Below are 16,957 nucleotides of genomic sequence, written 5' to 3'. Positions count from 1 at the left end.
CTGCCTCGACATCCTGAGCGCCACGAGGGTCGGATCCACCGGCGCCGACGGAGGAGATCATGAGCCAGTCCGACGACCAGGGTCGTTCCGAGTCCAACCCCTATGGTCAGCCCCAGTACGGCTCCTCGCCGGAGCCGCAGAGCCAGCAGTACGGCCAGCAGCAGTACGGGCAGCAGCCCTACGGCCAGCAGTACGGCCAGCCCCAGCAGTACGGCCAGCAGTACGGCCAGACGGAGCAGTACGGTCAGCAGCAGTACGGGCAGCAGCAGTACGGGCAGCAGCAGTACGGGCAGCAGCAGTACGGGCAGCCCCAGCAGTACGCGCAGGGCTACGGGCAGGGCTACGGGCAGTACGGCACGTCGGCGGCGCCGGCGCGCCCCGGGCACGTCATCACGGCCGCCGTCCTCGGGTTCGTCTTCGGCGCCCTGGGGGTTCTCGGCTCCCTTGTCCTGATCATCGGCGGCGCGGCGGCGTCGGGTGCCGGCGACAGCATCGACGACGAGCTCCCGGGCTTCGGCGCGGTGTCGGGCGCCATCGGCGGCGCGCTGATCGTCTTCGGTCTCATCGTGCTGGCCTGGACCGTGGTCATGATCTGGGGCTCGATCTGGGCGCTGTCCGGGCGCAGCCGGGTGCTGCTGCTCGTCGGCGGCTCCGTCGGCCTGGCGCTCACCCTGATCGGGTTCCTCGGCAGCCTCGGCGACGACGCCACCGGCGGCGGCAGCATCGTGGTCAACCTGCTCTTCCTGCTCGCCGCCCTGGCGATCGTCGTGCTGCTGTCGCTGAAGCCGTCGGCGGACTTCTTCGCCGCCCACCGGGCGCGGCGCGGTCGCTGACCCGGGCGGCGGGACGTCCCTCGTCCGCGTGGCGCGTACCCCGATCCGCGCGGAGAAGCTCCCAGACGGGTGGAACGGGTCCTAAACTCCGCCACCGGTCCGCCACGTCGGCGGGAGGACGACCAGGAGGATGCGCATGTCCAGCCCCACCCCCGGTTCCGACCCGAACGCTCCTCAGGGAGGTGCTCCGCAGGGGCAGCCCGCATGGGGCGCTCCCCCGCCGCCGCCCGCACCGGGTCACGGCTCGCAGGGCTACAACCCGGCGCCGGCCTACAGCGGCCCCAGCGGCCCGCCGGCCGGGCAGAAGCCCGGGATGGTGACCGCCGCCGGGATCATCGGCATCGTGTGGGGTGCCCTGGGGCTCCTCTTCGGGCTGCTGGCGCTGAGCGTCGCCTTCTCGCTGCTGGGCGCCGTCTACGGCCTGCTGGTGCTGATCTCGGTCGTGCTCTCCGGCGCCCTGCTCTACGCCGGCATCCTCGTCGTCCAGGGCAAGTCGCCGCGGCTGCTGCTCCTGCTCAGCTACGTGTCCATCGGGATCAACCTGCTGGTCATGATCTGGGGCGCGACGCAGGGCGCGTCGGTCTTCAGCAGCCTGCTCGGCTTCATCGTGCCGGGCGTCATCGTGTTCCTGCTGCTCAACGCGCAGACCAAGCAGTACTACGCGTCGCAGGGCATCTCCTACTGAGCACGCAGAACGGCCCCCGCTGCTCGTGGCGGCGGGGGCCGTTCGCGTTCCCGGCTCAGCTCCGGGCGGCGGTCCCGGTGTAGTCGTCGGACGCCGACACCCAGCTCATCAGCCCGCGCAGCTTGCGCCCGGTCTCCTCGATCGGGTGCGCCTCGGCCTCGGCGCGACGGCGCTTGAAGTCCGGCGCCCCGGCGTCCTGGTCGGCGATGAACGCCGCGGCCCAGGAACCGTCCTTGATCGCCGCGAGCACCTCGCCCATCGACTGCTTCACGCGCGCGTCGATGATCTTCGGACCGGACGTGTAGTCGCCGTACTCGGCGGTGTCCGAGACCGACCAGCGCTGCTTGGCGATGCCGCCCTCGTACATGAGGTCGACGATCAGCTTGAGCTCGTGCAGGCACTCGAAGTAGGCGACCTCGGGCTGGTAGCCGGCCTCGGTCAGGGTCTCGAACCCGGCGGTGATCAGCGCGCTGGCGCCACCGCAGAGCACGGCCTGCTCGCCGAACAGGTCGGTCTCGGTCTCCTCGGCGAAGGTCGTCCGGATGACGCCGGCGCGGGTGCCGCCGATCGCCTTCGCGTAGGACAGCGCGAGCTGCAGGGCCGAGCCGCTGGCGTCCTGCTCGACGGCCACGAGGCACGGCACGCCCTTGCCGTTCTCGAACTCGCGGCGGACGAGGTGGCCGGGGCCCTTGGGCGCGACCATGGCGACGTCGACGCCCGCCGGGGGCTTGATGTAGCCGAACCGGATGTTGAAGCCGTGGCCGAAGAAGAGCGCGTCGCCGTCCTGGAGGTTCGGCTCGACCGATTCCGCGTACAGCGTCCGCTGCACGTGGTCGGGAGCGAGGATCATGATCAGGTCGGCCTCGGCCGCCGCCTCGGCCGGGGTCACGACGCGCAGGCCCTCGGCCTCGGCCTTGGGCCGGCTCTTCGAGCCCTCCGGGAGGCCGACGCGGACGTCGACCCCCGAGTCGCGCAGCGAGAGGGCGTGCGCGTGCCCCTGGCTGCCGTAGCCCAGGACGGCGACGGTGCGCCCCTGGATGATCGAGAGGTCGGCGTCGTCGTCGTAGAAGATCTCGGCGGCCATGCTTCGGGTACTCCTTCGGTGGGTTCTTCTCAGGTCTTTCAGGCGGTGCGCTCGACCGGGCGCAACGTACCGGCGCCGGACATCGAGCGCGGACCCCGCCCCAGGGCGACGGTGCCCGACTGCGCCATCTCCTTGATGCCCAGGGGCGCCAGGAGGGCCAGCAGCGCCTGCAGCTTGTCCGGCGTGCCGGTCGCCTCGAGGGTGACGGTGTCGGCGTTGACGTCGATCACGCGGGCGCGGAAGAGCTCCGCGGTCTGCAGCACCTGGGTCCGCTCTGCCATGGGCGCGCGGACCTTGACCAGGAGCAGTTCGCGCTGGACGGCGGAGCTGGACTCCAGCTCGACGATCTTGATGACTTCGATCAGCTTGTTCAGCTGCTTGGTGATCTGCTCGAGCGGCTGGCTCTCCGCGTCGACGACGATCGTCATCCGGGAGAGGTCGGGGTTCTCCGTCGGCCCGACGGCGAGGGACTCGATGTTGAACCCGCGGCGGCTGAACAACGCCGAGACACGGGCGAGCACACCCGACTTGTTCTCGACCAGCACCGACAACGTGTGACGGCTCATGTAGCAACGATCCTTTCGAAGTTCGGTGGGGCCCGGCGGCCCCGTCCAGAGGCTCGCCCCGAGCCTGCGAGGGGTGAGGGGGACGGGGTCCTTCTCCTACACCTGTCCGTCGCCGAAGACCGGGCGCACGTCGCGCGCGGCCAGGATGTCGTCGTTGCTGGCGCCCGCGGCGACCATCGGCCAGACCTGGGCGTCGTGGCCCACCACGAAGTCGATCACCACCGGCGCGTCGGTGATCGCCATGGCCTTCTGGATGACCGTGTCGACGTCGTCCTTGGTCTCGCACCGCAGACCGACGCAGCCCAGCGCCTCGGCGAGGGTGACGAAGTCCGGGATCCGGACGGGCTTGGGCTTGCCGTCCGCGTCGAGCGGGTGCAGCTTCGTGTTCGAGTAGCGGCCCTCGTAGAAGAGGGTCTGCCACTGCCGCACCATGCCGAGGTTGCCGTTGTTGATGACGGCGACCTTGATGGGGATGCCCTCGATCGCGCAGGTGGCCAGCTCCTGGTTGGTCATCTGGAAGCAGCCGTCACCGTCGATCGCCCAGACCGTGGCCTCGGGGCGGCCGTACTTGGCGCCCATGGCGGCCGGGACGGCGTAGCCCATCGTCCCGAGGCCGCCGCTGTTGAGCCAGGTGCCCGGCTTCTCGTAGGAGATGAACTGGGCGGCCCACATCTGGTGCTGCCCGACGCCCGCGGCGTAGATCGCGTCGGGACCGGCGATGGCGCCCAGCCGTTCGATGACGTACTGCGGCGACAGGGAACCGTCCTCGGGCCAGTCGTACCCCAGCGGGTAGCGCGCCCGCCAGTCGTCGAGCTGCGCCCACCACGCCGACAGGTCCGGCGCACCCGAGGACCCGCGCTCGGCACGGAGCACCTCGACGAGCTGGGCGATGGTTTCCCGGGCGTCACCCACGATCGGGACGTCGGCCTTGCGGTTCTTGCCGATCTCGGCCGGGTCGATGTCGGCGTGGATCACCTGCGCGTGGGGCGCGAAGCTGGCCAGCGCGCCGGTCACCCGGTCGTCGAAGCGTGCGCCGAGGGCGACCAGGACGTCGGCCTTCTGCAGCGCCGTCACCGCGGTGACGTTGCCGTGCATGCCCGGCATGCCGAGGTTCTGCCGGTGGCTGTCGGGGAAGGCACCGCGGGCCATGAGCGTGGTGACGACCGGCGCGCCGGTGAGCTCGGCGAGTTCGGCGAGCTCCGCCGTCGCCCCGGCCTTGAGCACGCCGCCGCCGACGTAGAGGACCGGGCGCCTCGCGCCGGCGATCAGCGCGGCGGCCTCACGGACCTGCTTGCCGTGCGGCCGGGTGGTCGGCTTGTAGCCGGGCAGGTCGAGCCGCGGCGGCCAGCTGAAGTCGGTCGTCGCCTGCAGCACGTCCTTGGGGATGTCGACGAGGACCGGACCGGGGCGGCCCGTGGCGGCGAGGTGGAAGGCCTCCGCGATGCGCTGCGGGATCTCCGCGGCGTCGGTGACCAGGAAGTTGTGCTTCGTCACCGGCATGGTGATGCCGCGGATGTCCGCCTCCTGGAAGGCGTCGGTGCCGATGGCGTGGCTCGGCACCTGACCGGTGATGGCGACGATCGGCACGGAGTCCATGTGCGCGTCGGCCAGCGGGGTCACCAGGTTGGTCGCGCCCGGACCGGACGTGGCCATGCAGACGCCGACCTTGCCGGTGGCCTGCGCGTAGCCGGTCGCCGCGTGACCGGCGCCCTGCTCGTGGCGGACGAGGACGTGGCGCACCCTGGAGTCGAACAACGGGTCGTAGGCCGGCAGGATCGCCCCGCCCGGGATGCCGAAGATGACCTCGACGCCGACGGCCTCGAGCGAGCGCACGAGGCTCTGCGCGCCCGTGATGCCGGTCGCCGGTTCGGCGGCGGCCTCGGCGACCGTGCGCGCGGTGGTCTCGACACCGGCGAGGGACGCGGCGGCTTCCCGGGTGGCGTGCTCGCTCGGGGTGGTGGTCATCTCGGCGTTCTCCTGGGGCCTTGCGTCTTGGGCAACAGCGTTTCTCGGGCAACAAAAAACCCCTCGTGCCACAGGCACGGAGGGGTCAGCGCGTCGGTCGGGGACCGACGCGCTAGGCGATTACGAGGCTGAGCGGGCAGCCGTCGACGGGCGGGCAGGCGCGTGGCACCTGCACACTGTGCGCCTCGGCCGCCGCAGCGTCAACCACCGCGTCCCACTCTATGGACAGGTGTGTCCATTTCCACCCGATGATGCGGGTGGACCGCTCACACCCGGCTCACGAAGCTCGGCAGGAGCGCTCCGGCACCCGCCGCGAGCAGCGGCTCGACCTGGGCCGGCGGGATGGGCCGGGAGATCAGGAACCCCTGTGCGAAGCCGCACCCGAAGCCGGCCAGCGCCGCGAGCTGAGCCGGCGTCTCGACTCCCTCGGCCACGACGTCGAGACCCAGCGCTCGGGCGATGCCGGCGATGGACTCGCAGAGCGCCCGGCTCTGCGGGTCGCGGTCGATGCGGGTGATCAGCGAGCGGTCGAGCCGGACGATGTCGATCGGCAGCTGGGTGAGGTGCGCCAGGGCCGACGAGCCGCTGCCGAAGCCGTCCAGCGCCACGTGGACGCCCATCAGGCGCAGCGAGGTGATGTCCAGACCGGTGCGGTCGTCACCGGTCGTGGCGGTCTCGCTGGTCACCTGGAGCACCAGCCGCTCCGGAGCCAGACCGGACGTGGTGAGGGCGTGCTCGACATCGGCGACCAGCGTGCCGGTCGCGGCGTAGCCCGCCGGCACCTTGAAGCCGATCCGCAGCGGAGCGCCGTAGGCCGGCAGGGCGGCCGCGACGGAGGTGGCCTCCGCCAGTGCCCAGCGGACGACATCGGCGAGCAGGCCGTTGCGCTCGGCGAGCGCGAGGAACTCGGCGGGCGCGATCTCGCCGAGGTCGGGGTGTCGCCAGTGCAGCTGGGCCTCGAGCCCGGTGATGCGCTCCTCCGAGAGGGACACGATGGGTTGGGTCAGCAGGAACATCTCGCCCCGCGCGCTGGCGCCCTGCAGGTCGGTCCGCAGCCGTTCCTGCCGCGCCGCCGCCTCGCCGATGGCCGGTGAGTACCGCGCGACGCAACCCTCGCCCCGGGCGTGCGCCGCGCGGACGGCGAGGTCGGCGCGGGCCAGCAGCTCGTCGACGCCCACGCCGGGCTCCAGCGGCGCCAGGCCGACGCCGGCGGTGAGCTCGACCAGTCCGTTCGGGGTCATGATCGGCTGCTCGACCACCGACAGGCAGCGGGCCGCCAGCCGGTCGGCGTCGGCGTCGGCGCCGTCGGTCAGGACGGCGAAGGCGCCGCCGCCCATGCGGGCAACGGTGTCCTCGCCGCGCACGGTGGCGCGCAGCCGACGACCGATCTCGGCCACGACCCTGGTGACGTTCTCGCGGCCGGCGTTCTCGCGGGCCGAGGCCAGGCCGTCGAGCGCGATGAGCAGCAGCGTCGACGCCCCGGACCCGGCCTGGGCGAGCTCGGCCTCGAGGGTCTTGAGGACGCCGGCACGGTTGGGCAGCCCGGTCATGGGGTCGGTGTAGGCGATGCCCTGCAGGGCGAGCTCGCGAGCATGCCGCTCCGTCATGTCGCGGCAGTGCAGGACGACGGCACCGACGTCGGGGTCGTCCCGCAGGTCGGAGATGCCGGCCTCCAGGTAGCGCCACACGCCCGCCGCGTCCTGCAGGCGCAGCAGCAGCAGGCCGGCGTGGTCGACGTGCGCGTCGGGCGTCTCGGCGCGCGGCGCCTCGGTTCGCGGCGCCTCGGTTCGCGGTGCGGCGACGGGCAGGGCGCCGGTCAGCGGGGCGACGTCCTCGGGGTGGACGACGTCGAGCAGCGGACGGCCGACCAGGTCGGCCGCGGCCGTACCGAGCGCCCGGTCGAGGGCGGGCGAGGCCCACGTGATCCGCAGCGCGTCGTCGAGGATGACGATCGCGTCGCCGCTCGAGCGCACGAGCGAGCGGAAGTAGGCCTCGCTCCGCCGCAGCCGCAGGGCCATGCGGCCGGCGTCCCGGACGGTCACCCACCGGTGCACGGCCGTGAGGAGGATGCAGACGGAGCCACCGACGACGCTCACGAGCGTCGGCGTGTAGCCGGCCGCGGCCACGAACCCGATGATCACGAGGGCGACGACCATCGCGAAGTGCGGCAGGAGCTGGCCCAGCGCGGTCGACCGGCCAGGCACCGGGACGGTCGTCGAGTCGGGGTCGGGGCCCGGGTCGACGAGCACCGCGGCCGCCAGGAGGCCCAGGCCGGCCGCGACGAGGAAGCGGCTGAGGTCGACGGCACCCGCCATGTCGGTGAGCAGCGCCCGGGTGGCCAGGCCGCGACCGGTCGTGAGCAGCACCGCGCCGGTCAGCAGGACCAGCGCCATCCGCTGGCGGCGGACCTCGATGACGCCCAGCAGGGTGAGGGCGGCGGCCATCGTCGCCGAGGTGGCCACCACGGCGGCACCGAGGACCAGCTGCTCGGCCAGGGCCAGGTGCGTCCAGCTGCCCGACGGGCCGATGACCAGCAGCTGCACCGCGACCACGCAGGCCGTGAGGAACAGGCAGAGCTCGACGGCGAGCCGCAGGCCGCCGCTCCGGAGCCGCTGCCGGTCGACCAGCGACAGGATGGCGACGACCGCGAGGACGTAGCCGGGCACCGTCGGCACCCAGCGCAGGACCACGAGCTCCAGCGCGTCGGCCGGGTCCAGTGCGGCGGACAGCACCGTCCCGGCGGCCGGGAGGAGGGGTGCGACCGCCAGGAGGCGCCAGTTCCGCCGCTGCGAGCGGCGGCCACCGACGATCCAGAGGACGGCCGAGGCGATCAGGCCGGCGAGCACCACGCCCAGGTCACCGACAAGGCGCAGGGCAGGGTCGCCGACGGCCACCGCGCAGGCGACGGCCACCGGCGCGACGGCCGCGAGCAGCCACCATCGACGAGGATCCACACCGGCTAACTCGGCATGCTCACCGAGCGTGACAAGCCGACCGGGTTGCTCCTCACCCCTTCGGGGGTGCGCCACGGAAGGGGTCACTCGCAGATGGCACCCCGGGCCGCGGAGCCCACGAGCTTGGCGTACTTGGCCAGGACTCCTCGGGTGTAGCGGGGCTCGGGGGCGGTCCAGCCCGCGCGGCGGCGGGCCAGCTCGTCCTCGTCGACCAGCAGGTCGAGGGTGCGGGAGCCGAGGTCGAGGCGGATGCGGTCGCCGTCCCGGACGAAGGCGATCGGGCCGCCGTCGGTGGCCTCCGGCGCGACGTGCCCGATGCACAGGCCCGTCGTCCCCCCGGAGAACCGGCCGTCGGTGAGCAGCAGGACGTCCTTGCCCAGACCCGCCCCCTTGATGGCGCCGGTGACGGCCAGCATCTCCCGCATCCCGGGGCCGCCCTTGGGCCCCTCGTAGCGGATGACGACGACGTCGCCGGGCTTGAGGGTTCCCTCCGTGACGGCGTCCATCGCGCCCTGCTCGCCGTCGAAGACGCGGGCGGTGCCCTCGAAGACGTCGGTGTCGAAACCGGCGGACTTGACCACGGCGCCATCCGGGGAGAGCGAGCCGCGCAGGATCGTCAGGCCGCCGGTCCGGTGGATCGGCTGGTCCATCGCGTGGATGATCGCGCCGTCGGGGTCCGGCGGGGCGATCTCGGCGAGGTTCTCGGCCATGGTCCTGCCGGTGACGGTGAGCACGTCCCCGTGCAGCAGGCCGGCATCGAGCAGCGCCCGCAGCACGACCGGGACCCCGCCGATGCGGTCGATGTCGGTCATGACGAACCGGCCGAACGGCTTCACGTCCGCCAGGTGCGGTGTGCGGTCGCCGATGCGGTTGAAGTCCTCCAGCGTCAGGTCCACATCGGCCTCGTGCGCGATCGCCATCAGGTGCAGGACGGCGTTCGTCGAGCCACCCAGGGCCATGACGACGGTGATCGCGTTCTCGAAGGCCTCGCGGGTCATGATCTGCCGCGCGGTGATCCCCTTGCGCAACAGGTTGACCACCGCCTCGCCGGAGGCGACGGCGACCGCGTCGCGTCGGCTGTCGGGAGCCGGCGGCGCCGCGCTCCCGGGCAGCGCCATCCCGAGCGCCTCGGCGACGCTGGCCATGGTGTTCGCGGTGTACATGCCGCCGCAGGAACCCTCGCTGGGGCAGGCCGCCTTCTCGATGGCGTCGAGCTCCTCGCGGGTGATCAGGCCGCGGGCGCAGGCGCCGACACCCTCGAAGACGTCGATGATCGTCAGGTTGTCGCGGTCGCCGAGCCTGCCCGGGAGGATCGACCCGGAGTAGACGAACACGCTGGCGAGGTCGAGCCGGGCGGCGGCCATCAGCATCCCGGGCAGCGACTTGTCGCAGCCGGCCAGCAGCACCGAGCCGTCGAGCCGCTCGGCGAACATCACCGTCTCGACGGAGTCGGCGATGACCTCGCGGGACACGAGCGAGGCGCGCATGCCCTCGTGACCCATGGCGATGCCGTCGGAGACCGAGATGGTGCCGAACTCGAGGGGGTAGCCGCCGGCGGCGTGGACGCCCTCCTTGGCGCGCTTGGCGAGCCGGTCGAGGGAGAGGTTGCACGGGGTGATCTCGTTCCAGGACGAGGCCACGCCGATCTGCGGCTTCTCCCAGTCGTCGTCGCCCATGCCGACTGCTCGCAGCATCGCGCGCATCGGCGCCTTGGTGAGGCCGTCGGTGACGTCGCGGCTGCGCGGCTTGACGTCGGCGGTCTGCTGGCCGGTGGGGCGATCTTCGACGGTCGTCACGAGGGGCGATGGTAGGCCGACGCGGCCGACCGGCCGAGTTGGCGGTGATACTGGTACCGGTACCACCACTTGCGGACCGAGGAGGGCCAGGTGGCTCAGGCCGCGCGCCACGAGCTGGGCGAGTTCCTGCGCTCCCGGCGCCGCCAGCTCGACCCTCCCGCGGTCGGTCTGCCCGGGGGCGGGAACCGGCGGACCCCCGGGCTGCGCCGGGAGGAGGTGGCCCTCCTGGCCGGCGTCAGCCACACCTGGTACACGTGGCTCGAACAGGGCCGCGACATCCGGCCATCGCGTCAGGTCGTCGACGCTCTGGCCCGGACCCTGCGCCTCACCCCCGCCGAGCACGAGTATGTGCTCCGTCTGGCGGGGCACGGGAGCGCCACGTCCCCTGGCGGCGACGAGATGCCGTCCCATCTTCAGCGACTGCTCGACGCGCTGGGCGCCTCGCCGTCCTACGTCATCACGGCGAGCTGGTCGATCGTCGGCTGGAACGAGGCGTACGAACGTCTCTACCCGGGGGTCGCGGCCGTGTCGCCCGCCGAGCGGAACCTGCTCTGGCTGGTGTTCACCGACCCCGCCGTCCGCGAGCTGCTCGGCGACTGGGACACCGACAGCCGGCGTTTCCTGACCCAGTTCCGCGCCGAGGTGGGTCCTCGCCTGGCCGATCCCATGGTCGGGGACCTGGTCCGCCGGCTGGAGGAGGTCAGCCCCGACTTCCGCGCCGGGTGGGCCAGCCACGACGTGGACCGGTTCAGCTCGGGCGAGCGGCGCTTCGAGCACCCCGCCGTCGGAACGCTGCACCTCGAGCACCACCAGCTCACGCCTGCCGACGCGTCGGGCCTGCAGTTGATCGCCTACACGGCCGTGGAGGGCACCGGCACGGCGGACAAGCTGGCCCGGCTGGCCGGCGAGCCCGTCTGGGAGCATCGACGGTCGTGAACGCCCCTGCCCGTCTGCGCATGAGCCGGACCGCGCTGCTGCCCGTCCTCATCCTCGTCTTCTGCGTCGTCCCCCTGGCCCTGGCCTCGGCCTGGACGCTGGTCCTCCTGCTCATCCCGGTCGCGGTCGCCGCCTGGGTCCTGCGGGTGGGCGTGGACATCGGCGACGACGGCATCACGGCGCGCTCGCTGGCGGGCTCGCGGACCGTCTCCTGGACGGAGCTGGCCGGGATCCGGATCGACGAGCGCAACGCGCTCTGGCTGGTGACGACGGCGGGGACCGAGGTGCGGCTGCCGGTCGTGCGCACCCGCGACCTCCCCCGCCTGGCCGCGCTCTCCGGTGGCCGGGTCGACGTGCCGGCGCCGCCCGCTCAGTAGCCGTCGACCACGTCGGCCAGCGGCTGGCCGGCCAGGATCCGCGTCACCTGCGTCGCGACGGCGGCCGCCGCGCGCTGGCCGGACCGCGGCACGGCGCCGCCGACGTGCGGGGTGAGCAGCAGGTTCGGTGCCGCCCACAGCGGGTGCCCCTCGGGCAGGGGCTCGGGGTCCGTGACGTCCAGCGCGGCCCGCAGCCGGCCCTCGCGCAGCTCGGCCAGCAGTGCGTCGGTGTCGACGACCACGCCGCGCGCGGCGTTGACCAGCAGGGCGCCGTCGGCCATCGCGGCGAGGAAGCCGGCGTCGACCAGTCCCGTCGTCTCGGGCGTGACGGGGACGACGACGATGACGACGTCGGCGTGCGGCAGCAGCTCCGGAAGGTCCGCCGCGGATCGGACGCCCCCGCGCGCGGTGCGGGCGACGTAGGTCAGCTCGACGTGGAACGGGTCGAGCATCCGCCCGATCGCCCGCCCGATGTCGCCGGCACCGACGACGAGCACGCGCGCGCCGACCAGTGACGAGTGGACGCCGAACGACCAGCGCCCCGCGGCCTGCTCCCGGACGAAGAAGGGGATGCCGCGCAGCGCGGCGAGCGTCGCGGCCAGCACCCACTCCGCGGTCGCAGGGGTGTGCGCGCCGCGCGCGTTGCACAGCAGCACGCCGTCGGGCAGCCGGCCGACGAACTGCTCGGCGCCGGCACTGAGCAGCTGCACCAGGCGCAGCCGCGGCAGCGCCTCGAGGAAGCCGTTGTCCGGCGGCGGGACGCCGCCCGCCCCGGGCACCCACACCTGGGCGTCCACCGCCTCGCCCGACGGCGGTCCGTCGGAGGCCTCGACCCGGTGCGCGCGCACGCGCGGTGAGACCGCCTCGACCGCCTCGGCGACCGACCGCGAGGGCACCAGCACGTGCAGGGTCTCGTCGGGGTCGAGCGGCAGCCGCGGCACGGACGCCGACTCTAGGCGGGCTCCGGGCGGGCGCACGTACTGTGTTCCGGGTGGGGCGGCTGGCAGGCGCGGGCAGCTGGCTGGCCGGTGTCCTGATCGCCTCGACCGTGCTCAGCGGCTGCGGCAGCGACGGTTACGAGCCGGCCGGCCCCTTCCGCCCGCTGCCCGAGGGCGCACCGCCCGAGGTCGGCCCGCCGTCGTCGCGGGCCCCGGTGCCCGGCCGGCCGGCCGAGCCGGGATCCGGTGAGGAGGAGGGCGACCCCAACGTCGTCGCCTCGGGGCTGACCGTCCCGACCGGGCTCGCGCTGCTCCCCGACGGCAGCGCGCTGGTCGGCGAGCGTGACACCGGCCGCATCCTCCAGGTCTTCCCCGACCGCGCGCCGGCCAAGGAGCTGATGACCGTTCCCGGGATCGACACGTCAGGCGACGGCGGCCTGCTCGGCCTGGCGGTCTCCCCCACCTATCTCGAGGACGGGCTGGTCTATGCGTACATGACCACCCCGACCGACAACCGGGTGGTCCGCTTCCCGCTCGGCGGCGCGCCCAACCCGGTCTTCACCGGCATCCCCGCGGCGCGGTGCACAACGGCGGCGCGCTGGTGTTCGGCGTCGACGGTCATCTGCTCGTGGGCACCGGTGACGCCGGAAACCCCGCGCTGGCGGCCGATCCGGACTCCACCGCGGGCAAGGTGCTCCGCATCGACGTCTTCGGCCGGCCGGTGGGCGCCGGCCCCGTGTTCACCCGCGGGCACCGCGACGTCACCGCCCTCTGCCTGGCCGGCGAGACGGCGATCTACGCGACCGACGCGACCGACGCACCCGCCCCGGACGAGGTGAACCTGCTGACGCCCGGAGCCGACTACGCGGTCGCGCCGCCGCTCAGCGAGGTCCCCGACGAGGAGGCCGGCCTCGGCGGGTGCGCGGCGGGCGGGAGCGTGCTGTTCCTCGGGGCGCTGCAGGGCGAGCGCATCCACGCCCTGTCCCTCGACGAGCGCGGCGCCGTCGTGGGCGATCCGGAGGAGTTCCTCGGCGGCGAGTACGGCCGGCTGCGCACCGTCGTCCTCGACGCCGAGGGCGCGCTGTGGATCACCACGTCGAACAAGGACGGCGTCGGATCCCCGGCCGAGGACGACGACAAGGTACTGCGCATCCTCCCGCCGACGTCGGCCAGCGACTCGCCGTTGTAGTCATCGCCGGAAGCGGTGGACCACGCACGGGCAGAGGTCCCGCTCGACCGCCTCCAGGCCGGTCTCGTCATCCCGGCCGAGGTCAGGAGCCGATCAGGCGTTCCTCGAGCATCCGCTTGACGGTGGCCGCGTCGGCCTTGCCCCGCGTGGTCTTCATGACCGCGCCGACCAGCGCGCCGATCGCCTGGACCTTGCCGCCGCGGACCTTCTCGGCGACGTCCGGATTGCCCTCGATCGCCGCCTCCACCGCTGTGACGAGCTCGTCGGACTCGCCGAGCACGGCCAGACCCCGGCTCTCGACCACGGCGGCCGGGTCGCCCTCGCCGGCGAGCACGCCGTCGAGCGCCTGGCGGGCGAGCTGGTCGTTGACGGTGCCTGCCTGCACCAGACCGGCGAGCTCGGCGACCTGACGCGGGGTGACGGAGAGCTCGGCCAGCTCGACACCGGCGTCGTTGGCCCGGCGGGCCAGCTCACCGAGCCACCACTTGCGCGCGTCGGCCGGGGTCGCGCCGGCGGCGACGGTCTCGGCCACGAGGTCCAGCGCCCCGGCGTTGGCCACCCAGGCCATCTCGGTGGGCGAGAGCCCCCACTCCTCGCGGAGCCGGGTACGACGCGCGGCGGGCAGTTCCGGTAGCGCGGCGGCGAGCTCGGCGACCCATTCCTCGTCGGGGGCGACCGGCACGAGGTCCGGTTCGGGGAAGTACCGGTAGTCGGTCGCCTCCTCCTTGCTCCGCCCCGGCGACGTGGTGCCGGTGTCCTCGTGGAAGTGGCGGGTCTCCTGCAGGATCCGCTCCCCCGCGTCCAGGAGTGCGGCCTGGCGGCGCATCTCGAACCGGACGGCTCGCTCCACGGAGCGCAGCGAGTTCACGTTCTTGGTCTCGGTGCGGGTACCCCACTCGAGGCTGCCGATCGGGGCGAGCGAGGTGTTGACGTCCGAGCGCAGGTTGCCCTGCTCCATGCGGACCTCGGACACGCCGAGCGCGAGCAGGATCTCGCGCAGCTCGGTGACGTAGGCCTTGGCCACCTCGGGAGCCTTGGCGCCGGCGCCGGGGATCGGCCGCGTGACGATCTCGACCAGCGGGATGCCGGCGCGGTTGTAGTCGATGAGCGAGTGGTCGGCGCCGTGGATGCGGCCACTGGCGCCCCCGACGTGGAGATTCTTGCCGGTGTCCTCCTCGAGGTGCACCCGCTCGATCTCGACGCGGTAGGTCTCCCCGTCGACCTCGACGTCGAGGTGTCCCGCCGTGCACAGCGGCTCGTCGTACTGCGTGGTCTGGAAGCCCTTGGGGATGTCGGGGTAGAAGTAATTCTTGCGGGCGAACCGGGACCAGGTGGCGATGCGGCAGCCCAGCGCCAGCCCGATGCGGATCGTCGACTCGATGGCCGCCTCGTTGGCCACCGGCAGCGAGCCGGGCAGGCCGAGGCAGACGGGACAGGTCTGGGTGTTGGGCTCGGCGCCGAAGGTGGTCGAGCAGCCGCAGAACATCTTCGAGGCGGTGCCGAGCTCGACGTGGGTCTCCAGGCCGATGACCGGCTCGTAGCGGGTCAGGACCTCGTCGAAGTCGACCAGCCGGTCGGCGGTTGCGGTGCTCACGGGGTGGTGTCCTTCGCGGATGGGTCGTTGCGGCCGGGGGCGTTCGTCCAGTGAGCACGGCGCCGCCGCGGTGAGCAGGCCGAGCACGATGAAGACGGCGAAGACGGCTCGGTCGGTGAGGATCCAGCCGATGATCCCGGCGACCACGACGAACGCGGTCAGCGCCCAGGCGGCCTTGAGTGCGCCGTTCACGCCGCTCCTCCCGTGGTGCGCCCCAGCTGGTCGAGGAAGCGGGAACCGCGGGCGGCGTCCTGTGCTGCCTCGAGCGCGGCGGCGACGCGGTAGCAGCGGTCGTCGGCCAGCGCGGGGGCCATGATCTGGAACCCGACCGGCAGCCCGTCGGACAGACCGCACGGCACCGAGATGGCGGGGACGCCGGCCAGACTGGCCGGCAGCGTGCACAGGTCGGCGGCGTACATCGCGACCGGGTCGTCGACCCGGGCGCCCAGCGGGAACGCGACGGTCGGCGTGGTGGGGCTGACCAGCACGTCGACCTCGTCGAAGCCGGCCGAGAAGTCGCGGCTGATCAGCGTGCGCACCTTCTGCGCCTGGCCGTAGTAGGCCTCGTAGTAGCCGCTGGACAGGGCGTAGGTGCCGAGGATGATCCGGCGCTTCACCTCGGGCCCGAACCCGGCCTCGCGGGTGAGCGCCATGACCTCGTCGAGGTCGCGCTCGCCGTCGTCGCCCACGCGCAGGCCGTACCGGACACCGTCGAAGCGCGCCAGGTTGGACGACGCCTCGCTGGGGGCGATCAGGTAGTAGGCCGGCAGCGCCAGGTCGAAGGCCGGGCAGGAGATCTCGCGGACCTCCGCGCCCATGCTCTCCAGGAGCGCGACCGCCTCGGCGACGCGGGCCAGCACCCCGGGCTCGTAGCCGTCGGCGTGCCCGTCGCCGCCGAGCTCGCGCACGACACCGACCTTCAGCCCCGACAGGTCGCCGTCGGCGCCCCGTCGGGCGCACTCGGCCAGCGGCGGCAGCGGCGCGTCGATGCTGGTGGAGTCCAGCGGGTCGTGGCCACCGATGGCCTCGTGCAGCAGGGCAGCGTCCAGGACCGTCCGGGCCATCGGGCCGGCCTGGTCGAGGCTCGAGGAGAAGGCGATCAGCCCGAAGCGGGACACCGAGCCGTAGGTCGGCTTGTGACCGACGAGCCCGGTGAGGGCAGCCGGCTGGCGGATCGAGCCACCGGTGTCGGTCCCGATCGCCCACGGGGCGAGCCCGCCGGCCACGGCCGCGGACGACCCGCCCGAGGAGCCGCCGGGGATCCGCTCGGGGTCCCAGGGGTTGCGGGCCGGGCGGTACGCGGAGTTCTCGGTGGAGGAGCCCATCGCGAACTCGTCCATGTTGGTCTTGCCGAGGAGGACCGTGCCGGCAGCCTTGAGCCGGGCCGCGACCGTCGCGTCGTAGGGCGGCCGCCAGTCCTCGAGGATCTTCGAGCCGCTGGTCGTGGGGACGCCCTCGGTGACGACGACGTCCTTGAGCGCGATGGGCACGCCGGTCAACGGGTTCCGGTCGCCGACGGCGTCGGCCCGCTCGGCGGCGGCCTGCGCAGCCTCCGGGTCGACGTGCAGGTAGGCGCCGAGCCGGTCGTCCTCGGCGGCGATCCGGTCGAGATAGGCGCGCGTGACCTCCGCGGAGGTCAGGTCACCGGCCCCGATCGCCCGGGCCAGCTCGGCCGCGTCGGTGGTGGTGAGGTCGGTCGTCGGCCGCGTGGTCGAGTGCGTCACTCCTCCTCCCCCAGGATGCGCGGTACGCGGAAGCGGTCGTCCTCGGCCGCGGGCGCACCGGCGAGGACGACGTCGCGCGGCAGGCTGGGCCGGACCACGTCGGCCCGCATGACGTTGGTCATCGGGACGGCGTGGGTGGTCGGCGGCACGTCGTCGACCGGCGCCTTCTGCACCTGCGCCACCGCGTCCAGGACCGCCGACAGCTGCCCGGCGTACAGGTCGAGCTCCTCGTCGGTCACCGCCAGCCGGGACAGCCGCGCCAGGTGCGCGACATCCTTGCGGGAGAGCGTGCTCATGCTGGGAGGAACTCCACTTC

The 16,957-nt window shown here is 73.2% G+C and carries 15 protein-coding genes and 1 pseudogene; 6 read left to right on the top strand and 10 right to left on the bottom strand.

Annotated elements, in window-relative coordinates; translation table 11 throughout:
- The first annotated feature begins 59 nt into the window (after positions 1-59).
- Positions 60-833: a hypothetical protein gene (locus MVA48_RS21430; protein ID WP_246983418.1), complete on the top strand. Its 774-nt coding sequence runs from the start codon at positions 60-62 to the stop codon at positions 831-833.
- 136 nt (positions 834-969) lie between these two features.
- Positions 970-1,518 (top strand): hypothetical protein, encoded by a 549-nt coding sequence (locus MVA48_RS21425; protein WP_246983416.1) that lies wholly within the window; start codon positions 970-972, stop codon positions 1,516-1,518.
- A 55-nt stretch (positions 1,519-1,573) separates the two neighbouring features.
- Here the strand turns inward: MVA48_RS21425 and ilvC are convergent, their stop codons facing one another.
- The 5 genes from ilvC to ilvD all read right to left on the bottom strand — a co-directional run bounded on the left by ilvC (position 1,574) and on the right by ilvD (position 9,883).
- Positions 1,574-2,635, bottom strand: a complete 1,062-nt coding sequence (ilvC, locus tag MVA48_RS21420) for a ketol-acid reductoisomerase (RefSeq protein WP_256461186.1) — start codon at positions 2,633-2,635, stop codon at positions 1,574-1,576.
- 5 nt (positions 2,636-2,640) lie between these two features.
- Complete coding sequence (gene ilvN / locus MVA48_RS21415; protein WP_246983412.1) at positions 2,641-3,168, bottom strand: acetolactate synthase small subunit; 528 nt, start codon at positions 3,166-3,168, stop codon at positions 2,641-2,643.
- Between the two features lie 96 nt (positions 3,169-3,264).
- Positions 3,265-5,133, bottom strand: a complete 1,869-nt coding sequence (locus tag MVA48_RS21410) for an acetolactate synthase large subunit (protein WP_246983404.1) — start codon at positions 5,131-5,133, stop codon at positions 3,265-3,267.
- Between the two features lie 266 nt (positions 5,134-5,399).
- Positions 5,400-8,087: a putative bifunctional diguanylate cyclase/phosphodiesterase gene (locus MVA48_RS21405; protein ID WP_246983402.1), complete on the bottom strand. Its 2,688-nt coding sequence runs from the start codon at positions 8,085-8,087 to the stop codon at positions 5,400-5,402.
- 83 nt (positions 8,088-8,170) lie between these two features.
- The gene (gene ilvD, locus MVA48_RS21400; RefSeq protein ID WP_246983400.1) at positions 8,171-9,883 is read right to left on the bottom strand and encodes a dihydroxy-acid dehydratase; all 1,713 of its coding nucleotides are present in this window, start codon (positions 9,881-9,883) and stop codon (positions 8,171-8,173) included.
- A gap of 90 nt (positions 9,884-9,973) precedes the next feature.
- Between ilvD and MVA48_RS21395 the strand changes: the two genes are divergently transcribed.
- Both MVA48_RS21395 and MVA48_RS21390 read left to right on the top strand, forming a co-directional pair.
- Positions 9,974-10,819: a helix-turn-helix transcriptional regulator gene (locus tag MVA48_RS21395; protein WP_246983397.1), complete on the top strand. Its 846-nt coding sequence runs from the start codon at positions 9,974-9,976 to the stop codon at positions 10,817-10,819.
- The gene (locus tag MVA48_RS21390; RefSeq protein WP_246983395.1) at positions 10,816-11,196 is read left to right on the top strand and encodes a PH domain-containing protein; all 381 of its coding nucleotides are present in this window, start codon (positions 10,816-10,818) and stop codon (positions 11,194-11,196) included. The genes MVA48_RS21395 and MVA48_RS21390 overlap by 4 nt, the downstream gene beginning before the upstream one ends.
- Here MVA48_RS21390 and MVA48_RS21385 read toward each other — a convergent pair.
- Positions 11,190-12,137 carry a 2-hydroxyacid dehydrogenase gene (locus MVA48_RS21385; protein WP_246983393.1) on the bottom strand — a complete coding sequence of 316 codons (948 nt, stop codon included), beginning with the start codon at positions 12,135-12,137 and terminating at the stop codon, positions 11,190-11,192. The two genes, MVA48_RS21390 and MVA48_RS21385, sit on opposite strands and share 7 nt — an antisense overlap.
- A gap of 133 nt (positions 12,138-12,270) precedes the next feature.
- Positions 12,271-12,483 carry a hypothetical protein gene (locus MVA48_RS21380; protein ID WP_246989381.1) on the bottom strand — a complete coding sequence of 71 codons (213 nt, stop codon included), beginning with the start codon at positions 12,481-12,483 and terminating at the stop codon, positions 12,271-12,273.
- Here MVA48_RS21380 and MVA48_RS23650 point away from each other — a divergent pair.
- Positions 12,419-12,580, top strand: a pseudogene (locus MVA48_RS23650) (PQQ-dependent sugar dehydrogenase); the annotation flags it as partial. The gene MVA48_RS21380 and the pseudogene MVA48_RS23650 overlap by 65 nt on opposite strands.
- Before the next feature lie 134 nt (positions 12,581-12,714).
- On the top strand, positions 12,715-13,323 hold the full coding sequence (locus tag MVA48_RS23645) for a PQQ-dependent sugar dehydrogenase (RefSeq protein ID WP_256461105.1): 609 nt from the start codon (positions 12,715-12,717) through the stop codon (positions 13,321-13,323).
- An 82-nt stretch (positions 13,324-13,405) separates the two neighbouring features.
- On the opposite strand, the gene gatB is transcribed toward MVA48_RS23645, so the two are convergent.
- Genes gatB through gatC form a run of 3 tightly spaced genes read right to left on the bottom strand, consistent with a single transcriptional unit; the run spans position 13,406 to position 16,937 of the window.
- Positions 13,406-15,109: an Asp-tRNA(Asn)/Glu-tRNA(Gln) amidotransferase subunit GatB gene (gene gatB, locus MVA48_RS21365; protein ID WP_246983392.1), complete on the bottom strand. Its 1,704-nt coding sequence runs from the start codon at positions 15,107-15,109 to the stop codon at positions 13,406-13,408.
- Positions 15,106-16,641: an Asp-tRNA(Asn)/Glu-tRNA(Gln) amidotransferase subunit GatA gene (gatA, locus tag MVA48_RS21360; RefSeq protein ID WP_246983389.1), complete on the bottom strand. Its 1,536-nt coding sequence runs from the start codon at positions 16,639-16,641 to the stop codon at positions 15,106-15,108. The genes gatB and gatA overlap by 4 nt, the downstream gene beginning before the upstream one ends.
- Positions 16,638-16,937, bottom strand: a complete 300-nt coding sequence (gene gatC, locus MVA48_RS21355) for an Asp-tRNA(Asn)/Glu-tRNA(Gln) amidotransferase subunit GatC (RefSeq protein ID WP_246983387.1) — start codon at positions 16,935-16,937, stop codon at positions 16,638-16,640. The genes gatA and gatC overlap by 4 nt, the downstream gene beginning before the upstream one ends.
- Positions 16,938-16,957: the final 20 nt, after the last annotated feature.

Origin of the sequence: Blastococcus sp. PRF04-17, assembly GCF_023016265.1 — a bacterium.
Taxonomy (GTDB): domain Bacteria; phylum Actinomycetota; class Actinomycetes; order Mycobacteriales; family Geodermatophilaceae; genus Blastococcus_B.
The sequence above is the reverse complement of the archived record's forward strand: the minus strand, read 5'-3'. Positions and strand labels throughout refer to the sequence as shown.

Coding starts and splice junctions, on each gene's coding strand:
- MVA48_RS21430 (WP_246983418.1), top strand. CDS start 60: ATGAGCCAGTCCGACGACCAGGGTCGTTCCGAGTCCAACCCCTATGGT.
- MVA48_RS21425 (WP_246983416.1), top strand. CDS start 970: ATGTCCAGCCCCACCCCCGGTTCCGACCCGAACGCTCCTCAGGGAGGT.
- ilvN (WP_246983412.1), bottom strand. CDS start 3,168: ATGAGCCGTCACACGTTGTCGGTGCTGGTCGAGAACAAGTCGGGTGTG.
- MVA48_RS21410 (WP_246983404.1), bottom strand. CDS start 5,133: ATGACCACCACCCCGAGCGAGCACGCCACCCGGGAAGCCGCCGCGTCC.
- gatC (WP_246983387.1), bottom strand. CDS start 16,937: ATGAGCACGCTCTCCCGCAAGGATGTCGCGCACCTGGCGCGGCTGTCC.